Here is a 4,242-nt window from a genome sequence, read left to right as displayed (position 1 = left end):
CCTCGACGCTGATGTTCCTTGCCGCGCAGCAGGTGTCGTCCACCGAAACATCGGCGCGAAGCTGAGCGAAATCGGCCCCCGCCACAGCGGGGGCCGTCCAACTATGTCGCGATGGGATTTGGGCGAAGGGAATTGCGATTGCCATGATTGCAGGACGCTTGCGGGAATGCCTGAGAAGCTTGCGATGGGACGCCGGCGACCTTGCGCAGGAGCTTGGCTGTTCCCGGACCGATGCGACGCGCTGGATCGAGGGGCGCGCGCCGGTGCCGCTGGCCGTTGCCGCCTGGATCGAAGTCTTGACCAAGGCGCACAGCGCGCTGCCGGCGCCGCGCCTGAACCAGCAGATTTCAGCGACGCACACCACGCCGGCGGGCGCGCTCAATGTGCAGGCCCTCCCCGGCATAGGCCAGCCGCGGTCGCATGGCATCGTCCTGCAACCACCCTACCCGCGCAGGCATACGTTCGCCGGCGGGCTTCGCCCGGGTACTGTGGGCATCCATCCGAAAGAAGGGCCAGACCATGAACCACGACCGCTTTGAAGAGCCTGTCACGGTGCTTGTCGGCATGGGCTTGCCGGTGCGGCTGGAGAGCGTGGCGGAAGCCTATGCCCTGCTGCAGGATTGGCCGGCCGCGAGCAGGAGCAGCGCGCATGCGATCGCGCTCAATGCCTGCAAAGCCGGCATTGCCGGCGAAATCGACGCGGAGACGGTGCGAGCGACCCTTGTTGCCTTCGCCCGCCGCAACGATATTCTGGCGCCCGACATGGTCTCGCTGGCGCCCGCGGCACTGGCAGGGCGCGCATCCACAAGCAGCAATGGCACAAGAAACAATGGCTGAAGATTTTAACCCGGGCGCGTGTTGGCGCGGCGGACAAAACGACCAACCCAGGAACTCTGAATGACGACGGACACAAAGACGGCGGAAACCAGGACATTCGAGGCGGACGTCTCGCGGCTGCTGCACATGATGGTGCATTCGGTCTATTCGGACAGGGATGTTTTCCTGCGCGAGCTGATCTCAAACGCGGCGGACGCCTGCGAGAAGCTGCGCTTCGAGGCGGTCAGCCGTCCCGAGCTTCTGGGCGACGATCCGAAGCCGCGCATCATGATTGCCGCCGATCCGGACAACAAAGAGCTTGTCGTCGAGGATAACGGCATCGGCATGAGCCGCGAGGAGATGGCGGAGGCGCTGGGCACCATCGCGCGCTCCGGCACGCGCGCTTTCATGGAGCGCGTCGAGGCCGGCAAGGCGACGGAGGACACGCAGCTCATCGGGCAGTTCGGCGTCGGCTTCTACTCGGCCTTCATGGTCGCCGACCGGGTCGACGTGATCAGCCGCCTGGCCGGCAGCGACGAGGCCTTCCGCTGGTCGTCCGACGGCAAGGGCACTTATGAAATCGCGCCGGTGCCGCTTGAGGCGGCGCCCAAGCGCGGTACCCGCGTGGTGCTGCATCTGATGGAGGACGCCACCTCCTACGCCACGCCATACCGGCTCGAAGGGCTGGCGAAGTCGCAGTCGGGCCATGTGCCGGTGCCGATCACGCTTGTCGAGAAGCCCGGCGCCGAGCCGCGCGACATCGCCGACGGCACGGCGCTCTGGGTGCGGCAGAAGAGCGAGATCAAGCCGGAGGAATATACCGACTTCTACCGCAGCGTCGCCGGGCAATATGACGAGCCGGCCTCGACCATCCATTTCCGCGCCGAGGGCCGGCAGGAATACAGCGTGCTCGCCTTCGTGCCCGGATCGCGGCCGTTCGACCTGTTCGACCAAGATCGCAAAGGCCGCATGAAGCTCTATGTGCGGCGCGTCTTCATCACCGACGATGCCGATCTCCTGCCGCGCTATTTGCGCTTTGTGCGCGGCCTGGTCGATTCCGCCGACCTGCCGCTCAACGTCTCGCGCGAGATGATCCAGGAAAGCCCGCTGCTCGCCGCGATCCGCAAGGGCGTGACCAACCGCGTTCTCGGCGATCTTGCCAAGACGACCGAAAACGACGCCGAAACCTATGCCAAGATCTGGGAGAATTTCGGCGTCGTCCTCAAGGAAGGTCTCTATGAGGATTACGAGCGGCGCGAACAGCTGCTGAAGCTTGCCCGCTTCCGTTCGACCGCTTCGGGCGAAGGCTGGCGCAGCCTTGCCGACTACGTCGCCGCGATGAAGGAAGGCCAGAAGGCGATCTTCTTCATGGCGGGCGACGACCGCGCCCGGCTGGAGGCCTCGCCGCAGCTCGAAGGGTTTCGCGCGCGCGGTATCGAGGTGCTGCTCTTGACCGACCCGGTCGACAGTTTCTGGGTGACGATGACGCCGGAATTCGACGGCAAGCCGTTCAAGTCGGTGACGCAGGGCGCGGCCGAGCTTGCGGATATCCCGCTGCCCGACGACGCGGCCAAGCCTGATGCCGAGACGTCGTCGGATATCGCGGCGTTCCTCGCCTTCGTGAAGACGACGCTCGGCGACGAGGTGTCGGACGTGAAGGCCTCCGACCGGCTGACCGAAAGCGCCGTCTGCCTGGTCGCGCCCGAGCATGGCCCGGACCGCCAGTTCGAGCGCCTGCTCAACGCCGCCGGCCGGCTCGACAAGGCCGCCAAGCCGATCCTCGAGATCAACCCGCGCCATGAGCGCGTGGCGGCGCTGGCAAAGCTCGGCGACGGCGACAAGGCGTTCAAGGAGGACGCCGCGCATCTGCTCTATGACGAAGCGCGCGTGCTCGACGGCGACAAGCCAGCCGACGCCAAAGCCTTCTCGGCGCGTCTGGCGCGGCTGATCGACCGCGGCTTGGCGAAGGGGTAAGCGCCGGCGGCGCGCTTGAATGGCTTGCCAGCGTCCAGCGCTAATTGGATGCTGGCAGCTTGCCTGGTTCAGCGGCTTTGTGACCAAGCTGTTCGGCTGAGGCGCATTAGGTGGGAATCCGCGCATGACCATAGAGGGTTTCTGCGATCCGCGTTTTGCCGGCGTGCGCGACGCGTTCGCCTGGTGTTTCTCCCAAGGCCTCGAACATGGCGGCGGCGTCTCAGTCGTGGCCGACGGCAAGACCGTCGTCGACCTTTGGGGCGGTCATGCCGATGCCGCGCGCACCCGGCCATGGCGGCGTGACACGCTGGTCAATGTCTGGTCTTGCACCAAGGGCGTCGTGGCGCTGGCGATCGCCATGCTGGTGGAGCGCGGCAAGCTGGACTATGCCGCGCCGGTCGCGCGCTATTGGCCGGAATTCGCGGCCGGCGGCAAGGAGCGCATCACACTCGATCAGGTCATGTCGCACCAGTCCGGGCTGAACGGCCTTGCCGTGCCGATGGACGAGGCAGGCCTGCTCGCCTGGACGCCCTATGCCGATGCGCTTGCCGCCATGGCGCCGCTGTGGGAGCCCGGCAGCCGTTGCGTCTATCATGCGCTCAGCTACGGCCATCTTGCCGGCGAGGTGCTGCGGCGCGTCGACGGGCGCAGCGTCGGCCGCTTCATCGCGGAAGAAATCGCCGGCCCGCTTGGGGCCGATTTCCATGTCGGCCTGCCGCAAACGGACGATTTCCGAGCCGCCGAGATGATCGAGGGCCCGAAGGCTTCGGAGTGGGTCGACATCGTGCGCGCCTCGCCCTTTCCCCATGCATGCGACAACCCGGCGCCCCGCGCCCTGGCGCCCAACGACCGCGCCTGGCGCGCCGCAGAGGTGCCCGGTGGCAACGGCCAGTCCACCGCCCATGCGCTGGCGCGCATCTACGGAATGATGGCGGCAGGCGGGACGTTTGAAGGCAAGCGCCTGATCGGCCGCGCGGCGATCGAGGAGGCCGGGAGGCCGCGCTTTCGCGGCATGGACGACAGCTTCGCGCTGCCGGCCGCCTTCGCCGCCGGCTATCAGATCGAGGATCCCGTCTATGCCGGTCGCGCATCGCCGCAAAGCTTCGGCCATACCGGCTGGGGCGGCGCCATCGGCTTTGCCGATCCCGGCGCCGGTGTCGGGTTCGGCTACGTCACCAACCGCATGCTGGGGTTCGACGATGTCGACCCGCGCCGCAAGGCGCTGATCGACGCCGTCTACGACGCGCTCTGAAAAAGATCCCTAGCTTCTCAGCCCCGGTGCCTCCTGCCCCGTGCGCGCGACATATTCGGTGTAGCCGCCGCCATAGGTGTGGATGCCGTCGGGCGTGAGCTCCAGCACGCGGTTCGACAGCGCCGCCAGGAAATGGCGGTCGTGCGAGACGAAGAGCATCGTGCCTTCATACTGCGACAGCGCCTCGATCAGCATCTGCT

Annotated in this window: 4 protein-coding genes and 1 pseudogene; 3 read left to right on the top strand and 2 right to left on the bottom strand. The window is 66.8% G+C overall.

What is annotated here, in order from left to right; translation table 11 throughout:
- Positions 1 to 382 (bottom strand): hypothetical protein (locus EOA24_RS42515; protein WP_210213610.1); only part of this gene is annotated, 382 nt, incomplete at its 3' end.
- 38 nt (positions 383 to 420) lie between these two features.
- Between EOA24_RS42515 and EOA24_RS29150 the strand changes: the two genes are divergently transcribed.
- The 3 genes from EOA24_RS29150 to EOA24_RS29140 all read left to right on the top strand — a co-directional run bounded on the left by EOA24_RS29150 (position 421) and on the right by EOA24_RS29140 (position 4,042).
- Positions 421 to 837, top strand: coding sequence for a DUF982 domain-containing protein (locus EOA24_RS29150; RefSeq protein WP_245501878.1), 417 nt, complete (start codon positions 421 to 423; stop codon positions 835 to 837).
- Between the two features lie 60 nt (positions 838 to 897).
- The gene (gene htpG, locus EOA24_RS29145; RefSeq protein WP_126078121.1) at positions 898 to 2,790 is read left to right on the top strand and encodes a molecular chaperone HtpG; all 1,893 of its coding nucleotides are present in this window, start codon (positions 898 to 900) and stop codon (positions 2,788 to 2,790) included.
- Between the two features lie 124 nt (positions 2,791 to 2,914).
- Positions 2,915 to 4,042 carry a serine hydrolase domain-containing protein gene (locus EOA24_RS29140; protein WP_126078122.1) on the top strand — a complete coding sequence of 376 codons (1,128 nt, stop codon included), beginning with the start codon at positions 2,915 to 2,917 and terminating at the stop codon, positions 4,040 to 4,042.
- A gap of 9 nt (positions 4,043 to 4,051) precedes the next feature.
- On the opposite strand, the pseudogene EOA24_RS29135 reads toward EOA24_RS29140, so the two are convergent.
- Positions 4,052 to 4,242, bottom strand: a pseudogene (locus EOA24_RS29135) (ABC transporter ATP-binding protein); the annotation flags it as partial.

This window comes from Mesorhizobium sp. M2A.F.Ca.ET.039.01.1.1, assembly GCF_003998035.1.
Taxonomy (GTDB): domain Bacteria; phylum Pseudomonadota; class Alphaproteobacteria; order Rhizobiales; family Rhizobiaceae; genus Mesorhizobium.
This window is presented reverse-complemented; position numbering and strand designations above follow the sequence as displayed.

Coding starts and splice junctions, on each gene's coding strand:
- EOA24_RS29150 (WP_245501878.1), top strand. CDS start 421: ATGGCATCGTCCTGCAACCACCCTACCCGCGCAGGCATACGTTCGCCG.
- htpG (WP_126078121.1), top strand. CDS start 898: ATGACGACGGACACAAAGACGGCGGAAACCAGGACATTCGAGGCGGAC.
- EOA24_RS29140 (WP_126078122.1), top strand. CDS start 2,915: ATGACCATAGAGGGTTTCTGCGATCCGCGTTTTGCCGGCGTGCGCGAC.